This window comes from Nocardia abscessus NBRC 100374, assembly GCF_000308455.1.
Classification (GTDB): Bacteria; Actinomycetota; Actinomycetes; order Mycobacteriales; family Mycobacteriaceae; genus Nocardia; species Nocardia abscessus.
This window is the reverse complement of record NZ_BAFP01000033.1, coordinates 1-4,253: the sequence shown is the minus strand read 5'-3', so window position 1 is coordinate 4,253 and position 4,253 is coordinate 1. Positions and strand designations below refer to the sequence as shown.

Below are 4,253 nucleotides of genomic sequence, written 5' to 3'. Positions count from 1 at the left end.
CCCGCGGCGGCGGGCGCGGCGGCCGGTGATGCCGGACGCGGCTGGGAGACCGGCACCGCACCGCGCACGTCGTCGACGGTGACCGCGCCACCCGGTCCGGAGCCCGCGACGAACCACAGGTCGATGCCGAGTTCGCGAGCGAGTTTTCGTGCGGCGGGCGTCGCCGCCGGGCGCGTTGCCTCGAGCGCCGGGCCCGGTGGTTCCTGCTCATGGGGCTCGAGGTCCGCTTCGCCCGGCTGCGCATCGGTGTGTGATCGCGCCTCGGGAGACCGTCGCCGCCGCGACGCCGCCTCCTCCTCGGGGCCGTATCCCACCAAGACCGAAGCGCGGCTCGATTCCCGCTCGACGCGAATGAGTGGTGCCCCCACCGCGACTGTGTCACCCGGCTGCGCGAGCAATTCGACCACTCGGCCCGCGAACGGCGACGGCAACGACACGACAGCCTTGGCGGTCTCCACATCGGCGATGGTCTGATTCAGCTCGACCGTGTCGCCGACGGCCACCGCCCAGGACACCAATTCGGCGTCGGTCAGCCCTTCCCCGAGATCGGGCAACCGGAACTCCAGCACGGACGCCGAAGGGCCCGGACGGTCTTCCACGTGCGCACCTTTCACTACGGCGAACCCGCCTCACGCGGCGAGGGAACGGTCGACCGCGTCGAGAATGCGGTCGGGGTCGGGCAGGTGGTGCTTCTCGAGCTTAGCCGGGGGGTAAGGGATGTCGAATCCGCCGACGCGAAGCACGGGCGCCTCCAGGTGGTAGAAGCAGCGCTCGGTGATCCGCGCGGCGATCTCGGCGCCGAGCCCGGCGAATACCGGCGCCTCGTGCGTGACGATCAGCCGCCCGGTCTTCGTCACCGACTCCTCGATGGTGTCGAAGTCGATCGGCGAGAGGCTGCGCAGGTCGATCACCTCCAGCGCGTGACCCTCCCGCGCGGCGAGCTGCGCGGCCGACAGCGCGGTCGCCACGGTTCCGCCGTAGGCGACGACGGTCGCGTCCGAACCGGTGGTGCACACTCGCGCACGGTCCAGCGGCAGCCCGCCGTCGCGGTCGAGCGCGGCGAAGTCGACGTCGGCCTTGTCCCAATACCTGCGCTTGGGTTCGAAGAAGATCACCGGGTCGTTCAGCGCGATCGCCCGGCGGATCATCGAGTACGCGTCCACCGGGTTGCTCGGTGTCACGACGCGCAGCCCGGCGGTGTGCGCGAAATAAGCCTCGGGTGACTCGGAGTGGTGCTCCACCGAACCGATACCGCCGCCGAACGGGATGCGAATCGTCAGAGGAGCGTGCACCTTTCCCTGCGTGCGGTAGTTGATCTTGGCCACGTGCGAGACGATCTGGTCGAAGGCGGGGTAGACGAAGCCGTCGAACTGGATCTCGCACACCGGCCGATAGCCGCGCAGCGCCATGCCGAAAGCCGTTCCGACGATGCCGGATTCGGCCAGCGGCGTATCGATGACGCGGTTGTCGCCGAAGTCCTTCTGCAAAGTGTCGGTCACCCGGAACACCCCGCCGAGGCGGCCGATGTCCTCGCCCATCAGCAAGACCTTCGGATCGTCCTCCAGCGCGCGGCGCAAGCCGGTGTTGAGCGCGCCGGCGAAGGTGGTGATCATCGCGGGACTCCTTCTCCTCGTGCGGAGGCCCCGCCGGGATCGCCGGCCAGGTACTCCGTGTACGCCCTGCGCTGTTCGGTGATCAGCGGGTGCGGGCTGGTGTAGACGTGCTCGAACAGCTCGGCCGGTGCCGGATCGGGCATGTCGACGGTCGCGCTGCGCACCGCGCGCGCGACCGCGTCCGAACGCTCGGCGACACGGCCTTCGAACGCGTCGTCCCAGTGGCCCTCGCGTTCGAGCAGCTTGCGGACCCGGTCGATCGGATCGCGCCGCGCCCACTGCTCGGTCTCGGCGGCCGAACGGTAGCGGGTGGGGTCGTCCGCCGTGGTGTGCGGGCCCATCCGGTAGGTGAGCGCCTCGATGAACGACGGGCCACCGCCGGAACGTGCCCTGGCCACCGCCTGCCTGGTCACGGCGAGCACGGCGAGGACGTCGTTGCCGTCGACCTGTTTGCCCGGCATGCCGTAGCCGTACGCGCGGCGCGCGATCGGCGTCGCGCTCTGCACCCGCACGGGTTCGCTGATCGCCCAGTGGTTGTTCTGGCAGAAGAACACGACGGGCGCGCTCCAGCTCGCGGCGAAACCGAGCGCCTCGGCCAGATCGCCCTGGCTGCTCGCGCCGTCGCCGAAATAGACGACGGTGGCTATGTCGGCGCCGTCCAAGTGCGCCGCGAAGGCGTAGCCGGTCGCGTGCAGGCCCTGTGAGCCGACCACGATGTTGGGATTGGTCATGTTCACCGGGTGCGGATCCCAGCAATGGTGCGCGACGCCGCGCCACAGCCGGGTGAGATCGGTGGGCGGCACACCGCGGCAGTAGGCGACCGCCATCTCGCGATAGCCGCAGAACACGTAGTCGTCTGGGTGCAGCGCGTGCGCGGAGCCGACCTGGGCGGCCTCCTGCCCGAGCAGCGGCGCCCAGAGCCCGAGCTGGCCTTGCCGCTGCAGCGCGGTGGCCTCGGTATCGATCCGGCGCGTGACCACCATGTCCTCGTACAGTGCCCGCAGCTCGTCCGGCCCGATGTCGGCGACTATCGCGGCGTGCTCGGGATCGAGGACGCGGCGACCGTCCGGCTGCACCAACTGCACCGGATACTCGGACTTGGCCGACATGGGTGATCGCCTCCTCACCAGGTCGCTGCGGGACGGAATGTGTCCTACCTCACAGCATCCCCTCGAATGCGAACTGCGCAAGTGGCCGACCGGTGGATGGGCAGAATGCTCAATTACGACGGGCGCGCTGATGTCATACTGCGTGGTATGACCAGAGAAAACGTCGGCGTCAGCCTGGACGCCACCGACGCCAGGCTGTTACTGGAGCTGGTCGCCAACCCCCGGGCGACGGGTGTCGAGCTGGCCGCCCGGCTCGGCCTGTCCCGCAATACCGTGCAGGCGCGGTTGTCCCGCTGGGAGGCCGGTGGCGTGCTCGGCAGCTTCGAGCGGCGCGTCGAGCCGCGCGCGCTCGGCTATCCGCTCGCGGCGTTCGTCGCGGTTGTCGTCGACCAGCACCGGCTGGACTCGGTGGTGGACGAACTCGCCGAGGTGCCCGAGGTGACCGAGGTGTGCGGCATGACCGGACTCACCGATCTCACCGTGCGGGTGGTCGCGCGGGACGCCGACGACCTGTATCGCATCGCCGGGCAGATCCTCAAGATTCCCGGCGTGGAGCGGACGAATATGGCGCTGGTGATGCGCGAACTGGTCGGGCCGCGCACCGCTCCGCTGCTGGATCGGCTGGCCGGCGGGCTTCCCGGCAGCGGGCCGGTGACCTCCCGCTAGGGTGCGGGGATGGAGATTTCGGGCAAAGTTGCCATTGTCACGGGCGCGGGTGCGGGGATCGGGGCGGCGCTGGCAGGCCGGCTCGTCGCCGCCGGCGCGCGCGTGGTGCTCGCCGATCTCGACGCGGCGAGTGCGGCCGACGTCGCGGAGTCTCTCGGGCCAGGTGCGGTCGCGGTCGGCGGGGATGTGGCCGACGAGGCGGTGATCCGCGCGGCGATCGACCGCGCCGAGGCCGAATTCGGCCCGGTGGACCTGTATTTCGCGAACGCGGGCATCGGCGGCGGCGCGGGCCTGGACAGCACCGACCAGCAGTGGGCGGCCGCGCTCGAGGTCAACGTTCTGGCGCACGTCCGCGCCGCGCGGCTGCTGGTGCCCGGGTGGCTGGAGCGCGGCGGCGGCTACTTCATCGGCACCGCGTCCGCGGCAGGGCTGCTCACCCAGCTCGGTTCGGCGCCCTACGCGGTGTCCAAGCACGCGGCCGTCGGTTTCGCGGAGTGGCTCTCGGTCACCTACGGCGACCAGGGGATCCGGGTGAGCTGCGTGTGCCCGATGGGTGTGGACACGCGGTTGCTGCACGGCGGTCTCGTTCCGCCGGAGCACGCCGCCGAGGCGGAGCTGGCGGTGAAGGCCGTCACCAGCGCGGGTGCGGTACTGGCACCGGACGAGGTCGCCGACATCGTGCTCGCCGGGGTGGCGGAGGAGCACTTCCTGATCCTCCCGCACCCCGAGGTGCTGAAGATGTACCGCCACAAGGGCTCCGACTACGACCGCTGGATCGACGGAATGCGCCGCTTCCAGGCCGCCCTCCGGGCCTAGGCGGCTGCCTCGCCTCCGCTCGGCCCGGCGCGGGCTGCGGACGGACTGC

At 70.8% G+C, this 4,253-nt stretch carries 5 protein-coding genes; 2 read left to right on the top strand and 3 right to left on the bottom strand.

Annotated elements, in window-relative coordinates; translation table 11 throughout:
- From ON19_RS06100 to pdhA, 3 genes are all read right to left on the bottom strand, one after another.
- The coding region (locus tag ON19_RS06100) for a biotin/lipoyl-containing protein (protein ID WP_174377669.1) at positions 1–599 on the bottom strand (599 nt) is incomplete at its 3' end.
- 30 nt (positions 600–629) lie between these two features.
- Complete coding sequence (locus ON19_RS06095) at positions 630–1,613, bottom strand: alpha-ketoacid dehydrogenase subunit beta (protein WP_043688166.1); 984 nt, start codon at positions 1,611–1,613, stop codon at positions 630–632.
- Positions 1,610–2,722 (bottom strand): pyruvate dehydrogenase (acetyl-transferring) E1 component subunit alpha, encoded by a 1,113-nt coding sequence (pdhA, locus tag ON19_RS06090; RefSeq protein WP_043688164.1) that lies wholly within the window; start codon positions 2,720–2,722, stop codon positions 1,610–1,612. Before pdhA ends, ON19_RS06095 begins: the two co-directional genes overlap by 4 nt.
- A gap of 147 nt (positions 2,723–2,869) precedes the next feature.
- Between pdhA and ON19_RS06085 the strand changes: the two genes are divergently transcribed.
- Positions 2,870–3,388, top strand: coding sequence for an Lrp/AsnC family transcriptional regulator (locus tag ON19_RS06085; protein ID WP_043688162.1), 519 nt, complete (start codon positions 2,870–2,872; stop codon positions 3,386–3,388).
- Positions 3,389–3,397: 9 nt separating this feature from the next.
- The gene (locus tag ON19_RS06080) at positions 3,398–4,204 is read left to right on the top strand and encodes an SDR family oxidoreductase (RefSeq protein ID WP_043688161.1); all 807 of its coding nucleotides are present in this window, start codon (positions 3,398–3,400) and stop codon (positions 4,202–4,204) included.
- The last annotated feature ends 49 nt before the right edge of the window (positions 4,205–4,253 follow it).

What these genes read in the sequence shown, in the direction of transcription:
- ON19_RS06095 (WP_043688166.1), bottom strand. Translation starts at nt 1,613, where the DNA reads ATGATCACCACCTTCGCCGGCGCGCTCAACACCGGCTTGCGCCGCGCG.
- pdhA (WP_043688164.1), bottom strand. Translation starts at nt 2,722, where the DNA reads ATGTCGGCCAAGTCCGAGTATCCGGTGCAGTTGGTGCAGCCGGACGGT.
- ON19_RS06085 (WP_043688162.1), top strand. Translation starts at nt 2,870, where the DNA reads ATGACCAGAGAAAACGTCGGCGTCAGCCTGGACGCCACCGACGCCAGG.
- ON19_RS06080 (WP_043688161.1), top strand. Translation starts at nt 3,398, where the DNA reads ATGGAGATTTCGGGCAAAGTTGCCATTGTCACGGGCGCGGGTGCGGGG.